Annotated in this window: 20 protein-coding genes and 1 pseudogene; 8 read left to right on the top strand and 13 right to left on the bottom strand. The window is 39.7% G+C overall.

Going from position 1 to position 19,679, the window contains the following annotated elements; genetic code table 11:
- Positions 1-116 precede the first annotated feature (116 nt).
- Positions 117-687: pseudogene (locus ACS604_RS15920) on the bottom strand (TetR/AcrR family transcriptional regulator).
- An 88-nt stretch (positions 688-775) separates the two neighbouring features.
- Here ACS604_RS15920 and ACS604_RS15915 point away from each other — a divergent pair.
- Positions 776-1,990, top strand: coding sequence for an oxygenase MpaB family protein (locus ACS604_RS15915; protein WP_474772222.1), 1,215 nt, complete (start codon positions 776-778; stop codon positions 1,988-1,990).
- 68 nt (positions 1,991-2,058) lie between these two features.
- Here ACS604_RS15915 and ACS604_RS15910 read toward each other — a convergent pair whose 3' ends face one another.
- The 4 genes from ACS604_RS15910 to def all read right to left on the bottom strand — a co-directional run bounded on the left by ACS604_RS15910 (position 2,059) and on the right by def (position 5,513).
- Positions 2,059-2,271 (bottom strand): hypothetical protein, encoded by a 213-nt coding sequence (locus ACS604_RS15910; protein ID WP_174731527.1) that lies wholly within the window; start codon positions 2,269-2,271, stop codon positions 2,059-2,061.
- Positions 2,272-2,326: 55 nt separating this feature from the next.
- On the bottom strand, positions 2,327-4,441 hold the full coding sequence (locus tag ACS604_RS15905; RefSeq protein ID WP_474772220.1) for a TonB-dependent copper receptor: 2,115 nt from the start codon (positions 4,439-4,441) through the stop codon (positions 2,327-2,329).
- A gap of 72 nt (positions 4,442-4,513) precedes the next feature.
- Positions 4,514-4,939, bottom strand: coding sequence for a DUF2946 family protein (locus ACS604_RS15900; RefSeq protein WP_005309169.1), 426 nt, complete (start codon positions 4,937-4,939; stop codon positions 4,514-4,516).
- A gap of 43 nt (positions 4,940-4,982) precedes the next feature.
- Complete coding sequence (gene def / locus ACS604_RS15895; protein WP_004795267.1) at positions 4,983-5,513, bottom strand: peptide deformylase; 531 nt, start codon at positions 5,511-5,513, stop codon at positions 4,983-4,985.
- Positions 5,514-5,635: 122 nt separating this feature from the next.
- Here def and ACS604_RS15890 point away from each other — a divergent pair, with 122 nt between their 5' ends.
- From ACS604_RS15890 to tsaC, 3 genes are read left to right on the top strand one after another with little or no spacing between them, the layout of a single operon-like run.
- Positions 5,636-6,790 carry a LysM peptidoglycan-binding domain-containing protein gene (locus ACS604_RS15890; RefSeq protein ID WP_474772219.1) on the top strand — a complete coding sequence of 385 codons (1,155 nt, stop codon included), beginning with the start codon at positions 5,636-5,638 and terminating at the stop codon, positions 6,788-6,790.
- Positions 6,791-6,810: 20 nt separating this feature from the next.
- On the top strand, positions 6,811-7,944 hold the full coding sequence (gene dprA / locus ACS604_RS15885) for a DNA-processing protein DprA (RefSeq protein ID WP_474772218.1): 1,134 nt from the start codon (positions 6,811-6,813) through the stop codon (positions 7,942-7,944).
- A gap of 49 nt (positions 7,945-7,993) precedes the next feature.
- Positions 7,994-8,563 carry an L-threonylcarbamoyladenylate synthase type 1 TsaC gene (gene tsaC / locus ACS604_RS15880; RefSeq protein ID WP_013199176.1) on the top strand — a complete coding sequence of 190 codons (570 nt, stop codon included), beginning with the start codon at positions 7,994-7,996 and terminating at the stop codon, positions 8,561-8,563.
- A 390-nt stretch (positions 8,564-8,953) separates the two neighbouring features.
- Here tsaC and ACS604_RS15875 read toward each other — a convergent pair whose 3' ends face one another.
- Both ACS604_RS15875 and ACS604_RS15870 read right to left on the bottom strand, forming a co-directional pair.
- Positions 8,954-9,874 carry a DMT family transporter gene (locus ACS604_RS15875; protein ID WP_081399582.1) on the bottom strand — a complete coding sequence of 307 codons (921 nt, stop codon included), beginning with the start codon at positions 9,872-9,874 and terminating at the stop codon, positions 8,954-8,956.
- Positions 9,875-9,985: 111 nt separating this feature from the next.
- A complete protein-coding gene (locus ACS604_RS15870) occupies positions 9,986-10,639 on the bottom strand; it encodes a TetR/AcrR family transcriptional regulator (protein WP_312824551.1) in 654 nt (217 codons plus the stop codon).
- A 135-nt stretch (positions 10,640-10,774) separates the two neighbouring features.
- On the opposite strand from ACS604_RS15870, the gene ACS604_RS15865 reads away from it, so the two are divergent.
- The 4 genes from ACS604_RS15865 (at position 10,775) to ACS604_RS15850 (ending at position 14,180) form a co-directional block, all read left to right on the top strand.
- Positions 10,775-11,989 (top strand): MFS transporter, encoded by a 1,215-nt coding sequence (locus ACS604_RS15865; protein ID WP_312824553.1) that lies wholly within the window; start codon positions 10,775-10,777, stop codon positions 11,987-11,989.
- Between the two features lie 21 nt (positions 11,990-12,010).
- Complete coding sequence (locus tag ACS604_RS15860; RefSeq protein WP_312824555.1) at positions 12,011-12,775, top strand: AraC family transcriptional regulator; 765 nt, start codon at positions 12,011-12,013, stop codon at positions 12,773-12,775.
- A 120-nt stretch (positions 12,776-12,895) separates the two neighbouring features.
- A complete protein-coding gene (locus tag ACS604_RS15855; protein ID WP_004795283.1) occupies positions 12,896-13,441 on the top strand; it encodes a glutathione peroxidase in 546 nt (181 codons plus the stop codon).
- A 142-nt stretch (positions 13,442-13,583) separates the two neighbouring features.
- A complete protein-coding gene (locus tag ACS604_RS15850; RefSeq protein WP_081402319.1) occupies positions 13,584-14,180 on the top strand; it encodes a hypothetical protein in 597 nt (198 codons plus the stop codon).
- Between the two features lie 57 nt (positions 14,181-14,237).
- Here ACS604_RS15850 and ACS604_RS15845 read toward each other — a convergent pair whose 3' ends face one another.
- From ACS604_RS15845 to ACS604_RS15820, 6 genes are all read right to left on the bottom strand, one after another.
- Complete coding sequence (locus ACS604_RS15845; RefSeq protein ID WP_004795288.1) at positions 14,238-14,657, bottom strand: F0F1 ATP synthase subunit epsilon; 420 nt, start codon at positions 14,655-14,657, stop codon at positions 14,238-14,240.
- A gap of 17 nt (positions 14,658-14,674) precedes the next feature.
- A complete protein-coding gene (gene atpD, locus ACS604_RS15840) occupies positions 14,675-16,069 on the bottom strand; it encodes a F0F1 ATP synthase subunit beta (RefSeq protein ID WP_004795290.1) in 1,395 nt (464 codons plus the stop codon).
- Between the two features lie 30 nt (positions 16,070-16,099).
- Positions 16,100-16,969: a F0F1 ATP synthase subunit gamma gene (gene atpG, locus ACS604_RS15835; protein WP_002114131.1), complete on the bottom strand. Its 870-nt coding sequence runs from the start codon at positions 16,967-16,969 to the stop codon at positions 16,100-16,102.
- 77 nt (positions 16,970-17,046) lie between these two features.
- Positions 17,047-18,591: a F0F1 ATP synthase subunit alpha gene (gene atpA / locus ACS604_RS15830; protein ID WP_004795293.1), complete on the bottom strand. Its 1,545-nt coding sequence runs from the start codon at positions 18,589-18,591 to the stop codon at positions 17,047-17,049.
- A gap of 46 nt (positions 18,592-18,637) precedes the next feature.
- Entirely contained in the window at positions 18,638-19,174 is a 537-nt protein-coding gene (locus ACS604_RS15825; RefSeq protein WP_004795294.1) for a F0F1 ATP synthase subunit delta, read from the bottom strand.
- Between the two features lie 12 nt (positions 19,175-19,186).
- Positions 19,187-19,657 (bottom strand): F0F1 ATP synthase subunit B, encoded by a 471-nt coding sequence (locus ACS604_RS15820; protein ID WP_004795296.1) that lies wholly within the window; start codon positions 19,655-19,657, stop codon positions 19,187-19,189.
- Positions 19,658-19,679: the final 22 nt, after the last annotated feature.

The raw sequence follows: 19,679 nt of genomic DNA, 5'->3' as shown, positions 1-19,679 counted from the left end.
CGAAAATTAGAAACTTATGACTTGAGCGTTCACTTTTAAATCAACAGCCAATACAACCTATTGTTTTATATAAGTAATTATTTTAATTATTTATTTTTGACCTAAATAAGCCAAGATCATGCTCGACAATTCACGCTTAAGTTGTTGTTCTGATATAAGAAAATTGTTCTGACTCACATATCGCATCATCGTAAAAAGCGTACTATTAATAATTACAAAGGATTTATGCTTCACCTGTTCGAAGTCCCACTGATGAGGATTTCTACTAAATGTATAAAGTCCTACTTCAAAAAAATGCTTTTCTAAAATCTGAGCAGCTTGCGAATGACTATAGTTATGCCAATGTTTCAGTACTTCTATAAAAAATCCATGATCAGCTTTTAATGCATTAAACCCTAGCTCTATCGCCAAGGGGATGAGCAGGTCTAAAGGAATATTCCCTTGCTGCATAACTAGCTCTTTAAGTTGATGTCCTAATAGTTCGCTTTTACGGCGTAATAGTTCTTCTATGATTTGATCTTTATTCTCAAAGTATTGGTAAATCGAACCTACACTTACTCCAGATTTCTCTGCAATTTTAGGAGTTGTGGTATGTAGTAATCCATGTTGAGCAATACAGTGTTGTGTCGCCTCTAAAATATGGTCAACAATAATTTTTGAGCGCTGTTGCTGTGGAGCTTTTCTCATCGGTTGTTTATTCGTTAAATGCGAATTGAATGCGAATAATTATTCATATTAGCCTATTTATTATTCAGTTCAATAAGTAAGTAACGATATGCAAACAATTAGCCCAACTCGACTTGCTTCTTTTAATGACATGCAAGACAGTAATTTTTTTACTCAGTTTTTAAATATCTGTTGCGAAAAAACAGCTCAACCAAACTATACAGAATATGTGTCTTTACAACGCGCTCTTTGTGAAGGAGACATTGAAATGGATAAGGTGATTGATTGGGTTATGCAAAACCCCAAAGATCACCGCATGATTTTTGAGAAGATATTATTTCAAGGCCGCGATGACCTATCTGAGCCGGTACCTACTGAGTTAGAAAATTTCTTTAATTACATTGAACAAAAGCCTGAATGGTTAGATCAGCGCCAAATTGATGAGGCTGTTAAATTTACTCATCGTTTAGGAGTAAATAATGGTTTTATCCTTAGAGATTTATCTTTAATGGCAGGATATTTATATCCTGGATTTAATCAGCCTCTAATTTTAACGGGCGCGTTGAAAAAACAGGCGGGTAATCGTTTAGCAGAAACCACAAAATGGTGGGTTGATATTACTGAACCTCAGGGACTTTCTCGTTTAAGCTCAGGTTTCACGTCAACGATTTATGTTCGCTTTATTCATGCACTTGTTCGTCGGCAATTAAAGAAGTCTGATCGCTGGGATAGTGAAGTTTGGGGGATTCCTCTTAATCAATTTGATTTGGCAATGACTAATTTGGCTTTTAGCAGTGTAGTTTTACTTGGTATTAGGGCTTTAGGTGTATGGCCAACGAAACAAGAAGCTAAGAGTTTTTTACATTTTTGGCGTTATGTTGGCTGGTTAATGGGTATTGATGAAAAATGGCTTATTCAATCTGAATCCGAAGGTTGGCGATTACTTTACTGGATGCAGTTTGCTCATCCTCGCTCTGATCACAGCAGTGTTGAACTAGGTTCAAGCTTATCTAAAGAGCCTTTTGAGAGAAAATATCTGCATTTACGCTCGTTACAGCAGAAGCTTGCATATCGGCAACATTTAGAACTTACCCAATTTTTTATTGGTAAGAAAAGAATGAAACTACTTGGATTGCCTCAGCAGTCTGCTTCATGGTTTGCTTATTATTTGATTGTGCGCAATTCACTACTTTATAGTGGTGCGAAGCTTTCACCAAAAGTTGAAAAGTTTTTATCTAAGTCAGGTCGCAATATACAAAAGCTTGGCTTAACGCTTTATCAGAATCAAGGTAAGGCAAAAACCTTAGCGAGTATGCATCAATAATTTTTAAAACCTAAAAATAAAAAATGGAAGCCTGTTAACCAGACTTCCTTTTTCAAATATTAAGGGGCTTATTGAGCTGATGAACTGTGCATGTGCATTTCAGCGTGGTTCATTTGCTCAGGCGACTCCATCATCTGCTTATTTTTTTGACTTGGCATATAGTCAGGCTCATTATTGATCGCCAAGTAAAAAATGATCATAAATAATAAGCTCAAGATAGAAGCCACAATAAGTAACTTCCATCCCCACCAAGACTGCTCAGGCGATAATTTATTTGTCATTTCATTTCTCTCATTCAATTAATATTTTTCAGTTCATTTCATTCGCTATAGCTTATTAAAACTTCATGCTCATACGAACCCAGTAATTTCTTCCGATATTGTTGAATTGCTCTTCACTTGCAAATCCAAAGCCTGCACTACCCGCTTTGTTTAAGTGTTCGGTGTAGGTTTTATCTAATACGTTATCGACACCAACAGAGACATCGATATCTTTACGAAGGTTGTAACTTCCGTTTAGAGAAAGAGTCGAAAAACCTTTACTTGGTTTTAGGTCATATCCCACGATATTACCTTGATGTAGACTCACGCGGTTCTGTTCAGCAACTGCTCGCCACAACAGACCTAAGTTATATTTGTCAGCCACATAGCGGATATTTAAACGACCTTCTAAAGGTGAAATTTGAGGTAGTGGTTTATCATCTGTAGTGTTTTTACCCCATGCATACATCGCACTCAAATCTGCCTGAATATGATCAGTAAATTGATATCCAATACCCGCTTCTGCCCCCGCAATAGTTGCATCGACATTTTTAGCGCCCGCAGTAATATCATGGCTCATATCATGTCCACCCATTCCAGTACTTGGATGATGGTGATAACTCATTAAAATGTAGTCATCTACTAAGCCCGCATAAGCAGATGCCCATGTATTTAAAGCACCATGTTGCTGCTGGAAGCCCATATCCAACTGTAATGTTTTCTCAGGATTTACACCGTTAAATGTATTGGTTGAGCCAGCATTACCATGTTTAGGCGAGAAAAGCTCCCAATAATCAGGCATACGCTCTACATAACCTAAACCGATATAGCTTTTTAGGTCATGCTCAGAATGTTGGTTTTCCCAGCGTACAAATGCACTTGGTAAAGTCTTTTCAAGTTTGGTGTTAAAACCTTGTGCTTGAGAGTCGGCACGTTCATCTTCAACTGTGACTCGATCTAAACGCACACCTGTGACCAGCTTGTTGAGATCGTTCCATTGATAACCAAGCTCACCAAAAGCACCGTATGATTGAAAACGCATATCTTGACGATATGGAACATTCATAGAAGGCATATTTGGCGATGACATGCTACCGCCATGTTTATTGAATTGAGAATCTACACCTGTAATTAAACTCCACTTATTCCATTCAGAAGTCATGGCTAAGCGTGAATTTAGTGTACGGCGTGTTACTTGCATTGCCATCGCATTCGGCATCAGCATGGTCATACCACCATGGTTCATTTCAACTAATGGCGGAGTACGTAAGCTAAAGTTATCCATAATATGGTCGTTATAGCTGTAGTTCACCTGCCCTTCAATTTTCTTAATGACATCAGTGATATTTTTCTTTTCAAAACGCAGCCCTAGGCTTTCACGCGCAAACTGAGAACCATCCATTGAACGTCCAGCATAAAGCGATTCACCATCAGATTTCCCACCCGTGAGCTCGATCCAAGTGTCTTCATCTGGAGTGAAGCCAAGCGCTATATCTGCATTCCACTTTTTCCATGCTGAGGGCACTGTATTGCCGTCACCATCTTGATAACTATTGGATTCTGAACGGTTGGCATTTAAACGGATATATTTTTTCTCATCACCCAATGCCGCTTCAACGTTATGGTCAATACGCCCATATGAACCTAGCAAAACACTCGCTTGTCCACGATAAGGTTTTTCAGAGGTGAGTTTCTCAGGCTGACGTTCAAACAGGACTGTTGCTGCCGAACCTGTATTGGCATATTGAACCGTTTGTGGACCTTTAATGACAGAAATACGATCATAACTTTCTGGAGAGATATAAGAAGTTGGAGCATCCATACGGTTTGGACAAGCACCTAGGTTTTCCGTTCCATCTGTCAAAATTTTAATGCGTGAACCAAACATGCCTCGGAAAGTCACATCACCATTTGTTCCACCGCTTTGTATTGAGTTAAAACCCATAATACTTTGTAGATAATCTGCCCCATCTGTAGCAGGTACTGGCTGAATCGGCTGTTTCGGGTCTGCATGTACGATTAGTCCATTTGCATCATTGCCTTGCTGTGCTGTAACAACAATAGGTGCCAATGAGTGAAGCGCTTGGGTATCGGCATCATTTTTTTCTGAATTAGCAAAAACGAGACCCGAATGAGAGACAGCAAGCATCGCAACCCATAGAGGTTGTAATAAGAATTTAGAATGTGGCATTTTTATACGCTCTAAAACATAAATAAAGTGATATTGAAGTCAGTTAAGACCCCAACAAAAAATTGCTTTTATTTATGCAAATAGAGGCGGTGCGCGCCCTTGAGGGAGTAGGAAAAGTCGCTGTAGCGCAAAGTAAACATGTCGAAATGCTTGTTGATAGGCAACCAAGCGGACTTGTATGCGGACTAAAACTTCTTTTACACCAAATTCAGGTGGTAAAACCAGATTGGCATAGACAGTACAATATTGACACTGGTGATTTGCATCATGATGATCATGTTGTCCAGAAGCTTGTGCCTGTTCAATATGATGTTCATGATGTGAATGCATAGTATGTGACATGGTTTCCATCTGTGCTTTGGGCTTAAGCAAAGCACGAGTAATAGTTTCACAGACCGGAGCAATTTGATATTGCTTCGGTAATAGCGGCTGTAGAAATACCGCAACCTGTAAAAATACTGCTGCACATGCAAGCAGTAAACCACTACGAAAAACCAAAAATCACATCCACACTATATTAATGTTTCAAGAATAGAAATTTTTAACGTTTTACTGCAACTTTTTCACGCTCACGTTGACGAACAACTTTTTCGACTTTTTCTCGAGCACGTTGACGTTTAAGTGGCGACAAATAATCCACAAATAATTTGCCATTTAAGTGATCCATTTCATGTTGGATACAAACAGCGAGAAGTCCATCAGCTTCTATCTCAAATGCTTGACCTTCAAGGTTAATTGCCTCAATTTTCACACGTGACGGGCGCTCAACTTTGTCGTATATTTGTGGCACCGATAGGCAGCCTTCTTCGTACTGCTGCTTATCTTCTGTCAGTGGAGTGATTTTGGGGTTAATAAAAACCAAGGGTTCATCTTTAGCTTCAGATAAATCGATAACGATTAACTGAATATGACGATCTACCTGTGAAGCTGCTAAACCAATACCGGGTGCGGCATACATGGTTTCAAGCATATCTGCTGCAAGTTGACGAATTTCATCAGTAACTTCTTCAACAGGCTTAGCAATGGTACGAAGACGGGGATCAGGAAAACTTAAAATAGGTAATAAGGCCATACTGACGTCCTCACTTATGCCATTGATTGAAAAACCAAATGAAGGAAATACTTCATCGAAAAATTGTGTGTAAGCCGCCTATTATAACGCATCTGCACGCATAATTTTTAGGAATTATCATAATGAAAAAGGTTTTTAACGGCATGGTTGAATTTCATGCTTTGGGGATAAAAAAGCATTTACTTGCTTTCGCACTTTTTACAGGGGTTGCAATGGGTACAGTAGCAGAGGTTCATGCTGCTAGTCCGAACCATAATCCACCCTCTCTAAAAAGCAATGCACCACATGTCTACGTTGTAAAACGCGGAGATACGCTGTGGGATATTTCTGGTCATTTCCTAAGTAAACCTTGGCGCTGGCCAGAAATCTGGGCAAATAATCAACATGTCAAAAATCCACACTGGATTTATCCTGGTGACCGATTGTTGTTATGCAGTTTAGCGGGTCGACCATTAATCGGTAAAGATGAGGGAGATGGTTGCGTTGGCATTATTCGTCGCTACACAGGCCAAATGACAAACTTGCAACCTCAAGTTCGTGTGGAATCGCTTAACGATAATGTACCTGTTATTCCACTTGAACATATCAAACAGTGGTTAGAACACAGCACAATTTTGCCAACCGATGCAATTGAACATACTCCTTATGTAGTGGGAACTGCTGATCAACGCGTGCTTGCGGCAAGAGGCCAAACCATTTATGCGCGTGGACAAGGTTTAGTTAATGGCAAACGTTATGCAGTCTACCGTGAAGGTGAACCTTATTATTTCACAGACATTAAAGGTAAAAAGCATAGTCTAGGTATTGAACTGCAACAAGTTGCCTCAGGGATTGCGATCTCTTCTGAAAAAGACATAACAACGCTGGAGTTAACTGATAGCTACAATTCCGAAGTACGCCGTGGTGATCGGGTTATGCCGGAGGAAGAAGCAACATTACCTACTTTATTTTATCCGGTAGACGCCACTCAAGTTACAGATGCTGGTAAGATCATTCGTGTAATGGGTTCAATTGGCAGCGCTGCAAAAAATAGTGTGGTAACTTTGGACCGAGGTACAGCACAAGGGATTCAAGTAGGGCAAGTTTTTGATATTACTCAAAAAGGCGAGACCATTCGAGACCCTAAAACCAAAGAACCAATACAGTTGCCTGGACAACAAATTGGTAGTCTGATGGTTTTTAGAACTTTTGATCAGCTTAGCTATGCCTACGTATTAGAAAGTGACTTACCTATTAAAGTAGGTTCAAGTATTCAGCCACCTCGTTTTGATGATTAACGCTGGATATACCCTTTACAATGCTTACTCAACTTTCTTCACACCATTACCACACGCTTAAAGTGTGGTATTTGGTGCAACACTCATTAGTTAGCTTCAAAAAAATTGTCAATTATTTTGGTGGCTGTGAAAAAGCGGTCCAACCTGCTGGGTTATCTCAATGGTGCAATCTCGGGTTACATGCTAATCATTTAAAACGCGTAGATGAATTTCAAACTGCTCAGGGTCAAGCTCAGTTTGAAAAACTAATTGAGCAGATCCAGCAATATACCGACTTTATTTTAACATCAGAAGACCTTGGCTATCCTACGCAATTACTACCTTATACAGACCATCCACCCATCATATTTGGAAAAGGCCAAGCTCAAGCTTTGTTACAACCACAAATTGCGATTGTAGGCAGTCGAAAACCAAGCCCACATGGTCGTCAGGTTGCTTATGATTTTGCTTATTACTTAAGTGAAAAAGGATTTTATGTAAGTAGTGGTTTGGCATATGGGATTGACGAAGCTGCTCACCAAGGGGCTTCAGCACATCAACGTACCATTGCCGTGACAGGAACAGGTTTAGATAGTACCTACCCTGCTCAAAATAAAAAACTTGCAGAACAGATCTTGGCTCAAAACGGCGCCATCATTACTGAGTTTTTGCCCGGTACGCCACCATTACAGCAACATTTTCCTCGTAGGAACCGAATTGTCAGTGGCCTAAGTTTAGGTGTGTTAGTGGTAGAAGCTACTTTAAAAAGTGGTTCCCTCATTACTGCGAACAAAGCTGCCGAGCAAGGTAAAACCGTATTTGCCATTCCTGGTCATATTTACAGTGAGTTTCATCAGGGCTGCCATCAACTTATTCGTGAGGGAGCCATTTTAGTCGATCATCCTGAACAAATTATTGAAGATCTTGCTTTACCTACTCAATGGCAAAGTCAGCAACAGAACTCAACTGAAGAGGTCGTGGTTTCTTGTGCTCCAGAAATTCCTGAACATTTGATTAACCTTTATCAGTCTTTAGACTGGGTCGGACAAAATATTGATCAGCTTGTCATACACCACTTTCAACCTGTGGCAGAACTCACCTCTTCACTCATGGAACTAGAACTACTTGGTTTATGTATGCAACAATCAGGGCTGTATTTACGTTGTCGCTCTTAGTGCTGGAGCGCAATAGCAATTCTGTTTGATTGAAAGGAAGAGTATTACCATGATTACCACCTCAGTTACCGAAGCAGCCGAATGTTTACAACAAGGTCAAGTTTTGGCATATCCAACTGAGGCAGTGTGGGGGTTAGGTTGCGACCCTTTTAATGAACAAGCTTTTCAAAAGATTCTTGAGTTAAAGCAAAGGCCTATTGAAAAGGGAGTGATTTTATTAGCAGGTCATATTAGCCAAGTTGAGCACCTGCTCACTTCGCTACCTCAAACAACCCAACAAGAAATTATTGATTGTTGGACGAATCATCAACCTTCTGAAAGAGCTACTACTTGGCTATTACCTGCTGGCGAACATATTCCTTCTTGGATTAAAGGTGAACATCCACTTGTTGCTGTTCGAGTCACCACACATCCTTTGTGTGTGGCATTATGCAATGCTTTTCATGGTTTTATTGTCTCGACGAGTGCTAACCCAAGTGGGCAAGAGCCTGCTCATTCACTACAAGATGCCTGCCAATACTTTGGTTCACAATTAAACTATCTCAATGGTGATTTAGGCCAAAGTCAGCAACCAAGTAGAATTATTAATGCTCTCACTGGAGAGATTATTCGCGCCTAATTTCAGACAAAAAAAAGCTCAGTTATATAGGGATAACTGAGCATAAAAAAGGATGGGTATATACCGCATCCAGAGGGTTTGGATATCTCTGCAACGAAAGATAATTTGCAAAAAAGCACGTCTTTCGTAGTGGTCGCTATTATGTAGTAAGAGATCAAATGAGAGAAATATATTATTTCTCTAAAAAAAGCATGAAAAGTGTAGGGAATTTACGATTTTTCACTTATAAATTAAAATTATATTAATATTTTTACTCGGCTTTTTTAATATTTATATTTCAACCTACTTTTATAAACTATTTATAAATCATATAGAAAAACTTTAACTAAGAAAAAAATGGCATATTTTCATCAGTTTTTTTCAAAATATGCCATAGTTTTTTTAACGACTTTAGTTCTGCTCTTGCATTAAGTTGCTCTTTTTAGGACTGACTTTTTTCTGAGCCATAATGATACCAATTAAGATAACAATCCCACCTATTGTGTGATAGATGGTCCATTGCTCAGATAACCAAAGGCTTGCAATAACTGCTGTAAAAACAGGAACCAGGTTCATAAAAATACTTGTTCTATTGGGGCCAAGTTGTTGAACAGCCAACATCCAAACTAACGGTGCAATGAGTGAAGCAAATACACCTGCATAAATAGCACTTGGTGCATTTTGTGCATTTAAAGCATCTAGTCCAAACCAAAAAATTAAAGGAAGATGAAATATTACAGAAAATCCGATCTGAACATATAAGCTTGTCATGATTGGAAGTGGAAGCTGCCATTTTTTAAGGAAAACCCCATAAAATGCATAGAAGAATACGGCAATAATCATCAATGCATCACCAAGATGTCCGCCTCCACTTAATAAGTGGCTAATATTCCCTTGGGACATGACATATAGCAAACCAGCGAAAGATAAAATACTGCCAAAAACTGCAAATCGATTAGGCACATCTTTTAAAATCGCAAGCGAAACAAAGATTGTAAAGATAGGAATAAATGCATTCACAATTCCCATATTGGTTGCACTAGTATAATGGGCAGCCGTATAAGCAAGTCCTTGATAAAGCACCATTCCAAATGCACTTAACACAGCCAGCTTAGGTAAATATGGTATTAATAATCGTCTTTGTCTCCAAACAGGCAAAAACATAAATGGAGTCAAAATAATAAAAGCAATTAACCACCGATAAAAACTAATACTTACCGGAGAAATATAATCCGAGACATAGCGGGTGACTACAATATTTAAAGACCAAATCAGTACTGCCAAAATGGGAAAAATAAATGCCCATTTGTGATATTTCATGACCTGACTCATAGTAATACACCATCTACAAAAGAGATTTTATTTTGAAGAATGTCTTAATAAATTGAAATATCGTATTTCCGACATTGATATTGAACTTAGGACATCATCTTTTTCTAGAATCTAAAATAATGTCCAAGCTTTCACCGCATGGCCTACCACTTTATGTAATTGCTCGCTACTCGCACCATCTCTCGCTTGAATAGTCAGCCCTTGAACGACAGTAGTATAAAAATCAGTCATTTCCTGTAAAGGAGCATGAGAAGATAAATCCCCTTGCTCCATACCTTGCTGAAGGCGTTTTAATAATTTTTCTTTTGTCTTTATGCGCTTATCTAATAGATTTTGCTGTACATCTTGAGTTGCATCAGAGCAATTCATAGCAGCAACGACCACCATACAACCTGCTGGCTTATTCGGCTGAACCAATCTTTTAACAATGTCATAAAGATATAACTCAACAGCAATTTTTGCGGTTTTTGCTTCTACAAATATAGTGTCAATCGGACATCCTTCATGAGCTAAATAGTAATCAACACATCTGTAAAACAGCCCTTCTTTGTCGCCGAAGGCACTATATAAGCTCGGTGCTGTAATTTCCAAAGCTTGTGTTAAATCACTAATAGACGTTGCTTCATAACCATGCTCCCAAAACAGCAACATTGCTTTTTGCAAAACCTGTTGTTCATCAAAGCATTTAGGGCGTCCACGCTTTTTTTTCAGCGCGTCTTCTGTAACAGCTAAATTCGTTTCATGCCTATTTGTCATAAAGATCACATCTATTTTTATAACAATCGTTATTAAATTAATTGACGTTCGATTTTTTATCAACTATTTTATTTTCATAATGATCGTTAGTTAATTAATAAATTGCCTTTCTTCACTCTAAATTTAGCCAAGTAAGGATTTCCTATGGACCAATCTTCTATTTCTAAAGCGCGACCCATGACCTCCCCTCAAGGGAGCTGGTTTGCCATTTTGGCCGTTGCGATTGCAGCGTTTGCATTAGTAACAAGTGAATTTTTACCTGTTGGTGTTTTAAATAGTGTTGCAACAGATTTAAATATTTCTGTAGGCACAGCTGGTCTTATCATTACTGTACCCGGCATTATGGCAGCAATTGCCGCCCCTCTATTACCTGTATCCGTGAAACAACTTGATCGGCGTTATGTGCTTATCTTGCTGACAGCCATTATGGTTATTGCAAATACCATTACTGCCTTTGCAGAAAACTTTCATGTTTTATTGCTCAGTCGCTTAATTTTAGGTATTTCAATTGGTGGATTCTGGGCGACAGCAATTGCTTTAAGTGGGAAATTAGCTCCCTCACATCTTCCTATTGCTAAAGCAACAGCTGTAGTGATGGCAGGTGTAACTTTTGCGACAGTTTTAGGTGTTCCGATTGGAACATGGTTAAGTGAATTTTATGGTTGGCGCAGCGCTTTTGGAATTACCGCAGGAATTGGTTTAATTGTTTTAATCTTACAGTTAATCTTTTTACCTAAACTTGTCCCAGACTCCGCAATTCATATAAGAGACTTACCAGCATTATTACGCACCCCTAAAGCACGTAGCGGTATGTTGATTGTTTTACTAATCGGACTTGCTCATTTTTGTGCCTATAGCTATTTAGCACCTTTCTTCAAAAATATTGCAGGCTTTAACGGCACAACAATTAGTTCATTATTATTGCTCTATGGAATTGCAGGTATTTTCGGAAATGCGTTTGCTGGATATAGCGGTAATTTAAATGTCCGATATACACTTGCCTTTGTTAGCGCTTGCTTTGCAATTGTGTTTTTTGGATTCCCACTTTTTGCCATTCATGAATTTGGTGCTATTGTCTTAACAGCTTTATGGGGCTTCGCATTTGGCGCTTTCCCTACCTCAGCAAATATCTGGATGTTTGTACATGCACCAAATGCAGTTGAAAAGGGTATGCCGCTTTTTGTAGGTATGTTTCAGGTGATGATTGCGACAGGCTCATTATTAGGTGGATATGTAGTTGATCATTTCAATGAAAATACTTTAATTTATGGCGTATTAAGTTTTGTTGCTCTAGCATTACTAAGTACATTTACCTTAGCAAAAGGTTTAAACAATCCTAAAGCGACTTGTGAAAATTAAAGTATTATTCAGAGTAAATAAATGAAAAATGAGGACCAACAATTTTCTTTATTGAACAGTATAGAAGTTCATGAATTTCTATACCAAAAAGAAGATATTGTTCGTCCTCATGCTTCTCTCTGGGGGGATTTTAATTTCAGCTTAAATGGTATTTTAGAAATACAAGTCGAAGAACAACTATATCTTTCTCCCCCTAGCTATGGTCTTTGGATTCCACCTCAAACTGTTCATCAATCCACTCATATCGACCATGAAATTCACTATATCTGTATTCGCCTGCATCCACGCCTATGTTCTATCTTAGGTGACGTCTGTAAATGCTTTAGTATTCAGCCTTTCTTTCGAACCTTAGTGTTACAAATTCTCAAACAGCAAAAACAAATCGAAAAACCTGAATATTTAGAACATCTTTTACAAGTTTTATTCGATCAACTCACACAGGCTCCTGCCTATTCACATTATTTACCGCAAACGCGACATCCTGTTTTATTGCCTATACTAGAAAAACTCTCAGACCCATTACTTTTTGATCACTCTTTACAGCAGTTGCTACAAAATTTCTCAGTGAGTGATCGTCACTTATTACGTTTGAGTCAACAAGAGCTTCAGCTTTCGTTGTCGGAATGGCGTAACCGAGCCAAAATTGTTTATGCCATTCATCAGATCCGCCAAGGGACATCCATTAAGCGTTTAGCATACGATTTAGGTTATCAACATAGCTCAAGTTTTATCGAGTTTTTTAAACGCTATACTGGGCAAACACCTATACAAATTAGAAATAACTAGAATTTAGTTTATCTTTAAAAACTTTTTCTTTTTTGAACACGAATATTATTGCACTGCCCATCAATAGCAGTTAAAACAAATGCGTTACTTGATATCAATTACAATCTTTAGGAAAGACTCATGACACAATCTGTATATCACATTCCAGTAAAAGCTATTTCAGGCGAAACGGTTGACCTCGAACAATACAAAGGTAAGGTTTTACTTATTGTAAATACTGCTTCTAAATGTGGTTTAACTCCACAATACGAAGGCTTAGAAAAGCTTTATCAAGCCAAGAAAGATCAAGGTCTTGAAATTTTAGGTTTCCCTGCAAACAACTTTAAAGAGCAAGAACCAGGTTCTGATGAAGAAATTCAGCAATTTTGTTCATTAAATTACGATGTTCACTTTCCTTTATTCTCTAAAGTGTCTGTTGCAGGTGAAGATAAGCATCCACTTTATGCAACTTTGACATCAGCTCAACCAGAACGTACTGGTGAAGGACCTTTCCGTGAACGCTTAGAAGGTTTAGGTATTCCAACTAATCCAGCTCCAGAAGTTTTATGGAACTTTGAAAAATTCTTAATTAATAAAAATGGCGAGGTAGTAGCTCGTTTTGCTCCAAACCTAACTGCTGATGACGAACAAATTGTTAAAGCCGTTGAAGCAGAGTTAGCAAAATAACGTTTTTAAAAACGTGAAAAAGAGCGTTTCTACGCTCTTTTTTATTATCTACTCAAAGTGTTGTTTGTTTGCAAAAATACAATCTTTCTCCATATTTTATGCCTATAGTACCTATTTGCTTTATTTGATGTTGTTTGTAGTTATGAAAAAAGTTTTACAGGGTGCATTTCTTCCTTTTGTAATTTTTGCCTCAGGCATGCTTTTACTCGGGTGTGATCAAGCACGAGATCATGCTACTGAACAAGAAAATACTGAAATAAGTGAACAGGCATCTGATCAAGCTATTGAACGACAAGAATCAGATATTGCTCCTAGCAAAACTGAACTCAAAAGCGGCAATATTTTTTATATGGTCCGAGATGCTGCTAATTTACAGCTTAAAGCTGGAGATTATGTTGAACAGCTTAAAGACACTCAACTTGACGTTGAACAAGCAATTCAAGATAAGAATCAAAGTGAATTAAAAACAACTGTTTCAACTTTAAAACAGCAATTACAAGGTTTAAATCAAGCTCTTCTCACCTTAGATATCAAAAGTCAGGAAATTGAGAATATCCGCCAAAGTTTACTACATGCCAATCAACAAGCTCTTAGTATGCCGTTATTAAATGGGAAATTAGATCAAATCAATTTTGACCAAATTGAAAAACAGCTGAATACTATTCAAATGGATATGGTGAAGCTTGCTGCCATGATTATGGCTGGAGATGAAAAATCAGACTCAAAAACTGAATCTTAAAAATTAACTTATAAAAAAAGCCACCTTACGGTGGCTTTTTCAATCTCGAACCGCGTCTTATTGAGCGCGGTTTTTGATTTTACGGATTGTTTCAAGCTGGCCTGAAATCTCTGATAGAGATGCCAAAGCAGCAGCTGAGTCCAAATCACTCTTTTGGTTCGCAAGCAATTGTTCAGCATTTTTACGTGCTTCTAAAATTGCAGCTTCATCCAAATTGTCTGCACGGATTGCAGTATCTGCAAGAACCGTTACAACATGAGGTTGAACTTCTAAAACACCGCCAGATACATAGACGATTTCTTCTGTACCATTTTCCAACTGAACACGAATCGGGCCCGGTTGAAGCAAGGTTACGAGTGGAGCGTGTCCTGGTAAAATACCAAGCTCACCACCAGCACCTTTCGCGATTAACATCGTCACTGCGCCAGAGTAAATAGACTCTTTAACACTTACGACATCACATTGCATAGTCGCCATGAGATGATCTCCTTAAATTAGAGTTTCTCAGCTTTAGCAATCACTTCGTCAATACCACCAACCATATAGAACGCTTGTTCTGGGATGTGATCGTATTCACCAGCTAATAGACCTTTAAAGCCACGAATCGTTTCTTTAAGTGGTACTAATTTACCAGGAGCGCCAGTAAACACTTCAGCTACGTGGAATGGTTGAGAGAAGAAACGTTGGATTTTACGCGCACGGTAAACAACCAATTTATCTTCTTCAGCTAATTCATCCATACCCAAGATTGCGATAATGTCTTTAAGCTCTTTATAACGTTGCAATACGTTCTGTACAGAACGAGCAATTTCATAATGCTCTTGACCAACAACTAATGGGTCTAACTGACGTGAAGTTGAGTCAAGTGGATCGATCGCTGGATAGATACCAGAAGATGCGATGTCACGGCTCAATACTACTGTTGCATCTAAGTGAGCAAATGTAGTTGCAGGAGATGGATCTGTTAAGTCATCGGCAGGTACATATACTGCTTGGATCGATGTGATCGAACCAGATTTAGTAGATGTAATACGCTCTTGAAGAACACCCATTTCTTCTGCAAGTGTAGGTTGGTAACCTACTGCAGATGGCATACGACCTAACAATGCTGATACTTCAGTACCCGCAAGTGTATAACGGTAGATGTTGTCGACGAACAATAATACGTCACGACCTTTACCATTTTCGTCTTTTTGATCACGGAAGTATTCAGCCATAGTCAAACCAGTTAACGCTACGCGTAAACGGTTACCTGGTGGCTCGTTCATCTGACCGTAGACCATTGCTACTTTGTCAAGAACGTTAGAATCTTTCATTTCGTGATAGAAGTCGTTACCTTCACGAGTACGCTCACCAACACCAGCAAACACAGATAAACCTGAGTGAGCTTTCGCGATGTTGTTGATCAACTCCATCATGTTAACGGTTTTACCAACACCAGCACCACCGAATAAACCAACTTTACCACCTTTTGCAAACGGGCAAAGTAAGTCAATTACTTTAATACCAGTTTCTAAAAGATCAGTAGAAGCTGCTTGTTCAGCATAAGAAGGTGCTTCACGGTGAATCGGCAAACGCTCTTCAGTCGCAACAGGACCTGCTTCATCAATCGGGCGACCCAAAACGTCCATGATACGACCAAGCGTAGCTGGACCTACTGGAACAGAAATCGGTGCATTTGTGCTGGTTACGTTAAGGCCACGTTTAAGACCTTCTGTAGAACCCATTGCGATGGTACGAACAACACCATCGCCAAGCTGTTGCTGAACTTCTAATGTAGTTTCAGTACCGTCAACTTGGAGAGCGTCATAGATCTTAGGAACGCTATTGCGCTCAAACTCGACGTCGATAACCGCGCCGATGATCTGAATGATACGACCGCTACTCATTGCTGTCTCCTCAATTCAAACTTAATAATGTTAAACGGCAGCGGCACCGCCAACGATCTCGGAAATTTCCTGAGTAATCGCGGCTTGACGCAGCTTGTTGTAAATGAGTTGTAGGTCTTTAATCAGTTGTCCTGCGTTGTCTGTCGCTGCTTTCATCGCGACCATACGAGCTGACTGCTCACATGCAACGTTTTCAATCACACCTTGATAAACCATAGACTCGATATAGCGAACCAACAAACCATTTAACAATTCTTCTGCTTCTGGTTCGTAGATATAGTCCCAACCATAAGTACGGTTGAGATCATCGCCTTCTTCTGCTGGTGCTAAAGGAACAAGTTGTTCTACTTTAGGCTGCTGAGTCATTGCATTAACGAAGCCATTTGATACGAGGTAGATACGATCTAATTCGCCCTTATCAAATGCATCAAGCATAACTTGTACTGAGCCAGTTAACTGTTCCAAACTCGGCGCATCGCCAAGTTGGGTAGTTGCACCAAGCACTTTACCGCCGTAATTCTTAAAAAACGAAACCGCTTTTTGACCAATTAAAGCAAATTCAACTTCAATTGACTGCTGTTGTTGTGCTTTGACATGCTGCACAACTTTCTTGAACAAGTTAATGTTCAAGCCACCTGCCAAACCACGATCTGAAGACACTACGATATAGCCAACGCGCTTAACTGGGCGATCAACCATATAACGGTGTTTATATTCAGGGTTTGCTTGGACCAAGTGAGCAATTACACGGCGCATATTATCGGCATACGGACGGCCCTGAGCCATGCGCTCTTGCGCACGACGCATTTTAGAAGCAGCTACCATTTGCATCGCGCGAGTAATCTTTTGCGTGCTCTTGATACTAGCTACTTTGGCGCGAATTTCTTTTAAATTTGCCATACGCTTAACCTAGTATTCGAAAGCTCTTTCGAGCTTCCGAAGGTTGATCCGTGAACCAAACTTAACTAAAACTGAACTTAGTAAGTTTGAGTCGCTTTAAAGCTTTCAATACCTGCTTTGATTGCTGCTTCGATGTCTTTGTTGTAATCACCAGTTTCATCGATTTGTTTCATCAACGGAGCATATTCTGCGCGGAAGTAAGAAATTAACGCAGCATCAAAGTCTACAATTTTCTTAACTTCTACGTCAGCCATATAGCCTTCGTTAGATGCATAAACAGAAACAGCTTGGTCAGCAATTGAGTAAGGAGCATATTGCTTTTGCTTCATTAACTCAGTTACACGTTGACCATGTTCAAGTTGCTTACGAGTTGCTTCATCAAGGTCAGAAGCGAACTGAGCAAACGCAGCCAATTCACGGTATTGTGCTAAAGCAGTACGGATACCACCAGACAATTTTTTGATGATCTTAGTTTGAGCAGAACCACCAACACGAGATACAGAGATACCCGCGTTCACAGCAGGACGAATACCTGCGTTGAATAATGATGTTTCTAAGAAGATCTGACCGTCAGTAATCGAAATTACGTTCGTTGGTACGAATGCAGATACGTCACCTGCTTGAGTTTCAATAATTGGCAATGCAGTTAAAGAACCAGTTTTACCAGTTACTGCGCCATTAGTGAATTTCTCAACGTAGTCAGCAGATACACGAGAAGCACGTTCAAGAAGACGTGAGTGAAGATAGAATACGTCACCTGGATACGCTTCACGACCTGGTGGACGACGCAAAAGCAATGAAATTTGACGGTAAGCAACTGCTTGCTTAGACAAATCATCATAAATAATAAGAGCGTCTTCACCGCGGTCACGGAAGTATTCACCCATTGTACAGCCAGAGTACGGAGCTAAGTACTGCATTGCAGCAGGATCAGCAGCCGCAGCAGCGACAACAGTTGTATACGCCATAGCGCCAGTTTCTTCTAGCTTACGTACAACGTTTGCAATTGTTGATTGTTTTTGACCAATCGCAACGTATACGCACTTAATGCCAGAATTTTTCTGAGCGATAATCGCATCGATCGCCATCGCTGTTTTACCAGTTTGACGGTCACCAATAATCAACTCACGCTGACCACGACCCACAGGAATCATGGTATCAACTGATTTGTAACCAGTTTGAACAGGTTCGTCTACAGATTGACGCCAAATTACGCCTGGTGCTACTTTTTCAACAGCATCAGTTAATTTTGCATCAATTGGGCCTTTACCATCAATTGGGTTACCCAAAGCGTCGACAACACGGCCAAGAAGTTCCGGACCAACTGGAACTTCAAGTACACGACCTGTACAACGAGCTTTTTGACCTTCTTGAAGGCTTAAGTAGTTACCTAAGACAACGGCACCCACTGAATCCTGTTCTAGGTTCAGTGCCATACCAAATAAGCCGCCGTCAAATTCGATCATTTCACCGTACATTGCATCAGCAAGACCGTGAATGCGCACGATACCGTCGGATACCATAACAATGGTACCTTCGTTTTTAGCGGTCGCGCTGGTGTCCAGATCGCTGATACGCTGTTTAATGAGCGCACTGATCTCGGATGGATTCAGTTGTTGCATTGCGCTATTCCTCAATCTTTTATTAGTTCAGTCTTCATCATTTGCATTATGCAAGAAGACGAGTACGCATTTTTTCAAGCTTGTTAAGCGCAGAATCATCTATCACTTGATCGCCTGCACGAATTACAACACCTGCAATAAGCTCAGGTTTAACTTCAACTGAAACAGTTACAGTGCTGTTGAAACGCTTTTCTAAAGCAGATTTCAACAATTGCTCTTGTTCAGCAGTTAATGGGAAAGCCGATTCAATCACGACATCCACATTGTTGTTATTCTGTGATTTAAGCTGTTCATATTCTGCTTCAATTTCAGGTAACAACATTAAACGATCGTTATCTGCAAGAAGTGTCAAAAAGTTAGACACTGCTTGAGACTGACCTTCACCTAAAACTTTAGCAAAAAGCTTCACTTGCTCCACAGGAGTAAGTTCAGGGCGATTTAAATAAGCGGAAAATGCTTCGTCTTGCACCGCAGCACTGAGCACTTGTAACGCATTCGACCAATTGTCTGTTGCACCTTGCTCAGAAGCATAAGCAAATGCTGCTTTGGCATACGGACGTGCCAACGTCAAGAGTTCAGCCATGATTCGCCTCTCTTAAAGTTTAGCAGCCAGCTGAGACAGCATGGCATTATGAGCTTCTGCGTCAACTTGCTGGTTCAGGATTTTTTCTGCGCCAGTTACTGCCAAAGCAGCTACTTGTTGACGTAATTCTTCGCGAGCAGAATTGATATCTTGATCAACAGCTTCTTTAGCCTGTTGACGAATACGCTCACCTTCAGCCGCAGCTTGAGTACGAGCTTCTTCGATCAATTGTGCTGCACGACGGTTCGCTTGTTCGATCAATTGAGCCGCTTGTGCTTTAGCTGCATCGAGCTCTTGCTTTACTTGCGATTGTGCATCGGCAAGATCAGCTTTCGCTTTTTCTGCTGCATTTAAGCCATCAGCAATTTTACGCTGACGCTCACTAATCGCATTGATTAGTGGTGGCCAAACAAACTTCATGCAGAATGCAACAAAGAATGCAAACGCAATCGCTTGACCAATCAATGTGAGGTTGATATTCATTGCAATTCCTCAAATAGTGGAT

This window comes from Acinetobacter sp. Li1LvA2 (assembly GCF_056156705.1).
The sequence above is the reverse complement of the archived record's forward strand: the minus strand, read 5'-3'. Positions and strand labels throughout refer to the sequence as shown.

Excerpts from the sequence above, each read along its gene's own strand:
- ACS604_RS15915 (WP_474772222.1), top strand. The coding sequence starts at position 776 with ATGCAAACAATTAGCCCAACTCGACTTGCTTCTTTTAATGACATGCAA.
- ACS604_RS15910 (WP_174731527.1), bottom strand. The coding sequence starts at position 2,271 with ATGACAAATAAATTATCGCCTGAGCAGTCTTGGTGGGGATGGAAGTTA.
- ACS604_RS15905 (WP_474772220.1), bottom strand. The coding sequence starts at position 4,441 with ATGCCACATTCTAAATTCTTATTACAACCTCTATGGGTTGCGATGCTT.
- def (WP_004795267.1), bottom strand. The coding sequence starts at position 5,513 with ATGGCCTTATTACCTATTTTAAGTTTTCCTGATCCCCGTCTTCGTACC.
- ACS604_RS15890 (WP_474772219.1), top strand. The coding sequence starts at position 5,636 with ATGAAAAAGGTTTTTAACGGCATGGTTGAATTTCATGCTTTGGGGATA.
- dprA (WP_474772218.1), top strand. The coding sequence starts at position 6,811 with ATGCTTACTCAACTTTCTTCACACCATTACCACACGCTTAAAGTGTGG.
- tsaC (WP_013199176.1), top strand. The coding sequence starts at position 7,994 with ATGATTACCACCTCAGTTACCGAAGCAGCCGAATGTTTACAACAAGGT.
- ACS604_RS15875 (WP_081399582.1), bottom strand. The coding sequence starts at position 9,874 with ATGAGTCAGGTCATGAAATATCACAAATGGGCATTTATTTTTCCCATT.
- ACS604_RS15865 (WP_312824553.1), top strand. The coding sequence starts at position 10,775 with ATGGACCAATCTTCTATTTCTAAAGCGCGACCCATGACCTCCCCTCAA.
- ACS604_RS15860 (WP_312824555.1), top strand. The coding sequence starts at position 12,011 with ATGAAAAATGAGGACCAACAATTTTCTTTATTGAACAGTATAGAAGTT.
- ACS604_RS15855 (WP_004795283.1), top strand. The coding sequence starts at position 12,896 with ATGACACAATCTGTATATCACATTCCAGTAAAAGCTATTTCAGGCGAA.
- ACS604_RS15850 (WP_081402319.1), top strand. The coding sequence starts at position 13,584 with ATGAAAAAAGTTTTACAGGGTGCATTTCTTCCTTTTGTAATTTTTGCC.
- ACS604_RS15845 (WP_004795288.1), bottom strand. The coding sequence starts at position 14,657 with ATGGCGACTATGCAATGTGATGTCGTAAGTGTTAAAGAGTCTATTTAC.
- atpD (WP_004795290.1), bottom strand. The coding sequence starts at position 16,069 with ATGAGTAGCGGTCGTATCATTCAGATCATCGGCGCGGTTATCGACGTC.
- atpG (WP_002114131.1), bottom strand. The coding sequence starts at position 16,969 with ATGGCAAATTTAAAAGAAATTCGCGCCAAAGTAGCTAGTATCAAGAGC.
- atpA (WP_004795293.1), bottom strand. The coding sequence starts at position 18,591 with ATGCAACAACTGAATCCATCCGAGATCAGTGCGCTCATTAAACAGCGT.
- ACS604_RS15825 (WP_004795294.1), bottom strand. The coding sequence starts at position 19,174 with ATGGCTGAACTCTTGACGTTGGCACGTCCGTATGCCAAAGCAGCATTT.
- ACS604_RS15820 (WP_004795296.1), bottom strand. The coding sequence starts at position 19,657 with ATGAATATCAACCTCACATTGATTGGTCAAGCGATTGCGTTTGCATTC.